This is a genomic window from Streptomyces sp. SID14515 (assembly GCF_010548505.1).
GTDB classification, from domain to species: domain Bacteria; phylum Actinomycetota; class Actinomycetes; order Streptomycetales; family Streptomycetaceae; genus Streptomyces; species Streptomyces caviscabies.
In genome coordinates this window covers 1-223 of sequence record NZ_JAAGMH010000133.1, presented here as the reverse complement: position 1 = coordinate 223, position 223 = coordinate 1, and the positions used below count along the sequence as shown (strand labels likewise).

The window sequence follows — 223 nt, the reverse complement described above, 5'->3', positions numbered from 1 at the left end:
CCGGTAGAAGATCCCGACATTCTGGTGCTCGACCCCGGCACGCGCGGTAGCCGCGGGGACCACCCGCGAGTCCACTCCCAGCAGTCGCTCCACCACCGCAGCGCATCCGGTCTCCTCGGCGACCTCCCGGATCACCGCGTCGAACGGGTCCTCCCCGTGCTCGACCCTGCCGCCCGGAAGCGTCCAGGTGCTCCCGCCTCCCGGTGACACATGAGGGGCCTCC

General features: G+C 71.7%; 1 protein-coding gene. It reads right to left on the bottom strand.

Features of this window, described 5'->3' with window-relative positions; genetic code table 11:
- Positions 1 to 210, bottom strand: a 210-nt coding sequence (locus G3I54_RS31395; protein ID WP_164619581.1) for an NUDIX domain-containing protein, incomplete at its 3' end; no start/stop codon positions are given.
- Between the last annotated feature and the right edge of the window lie 13 nt (positions 211 to 223).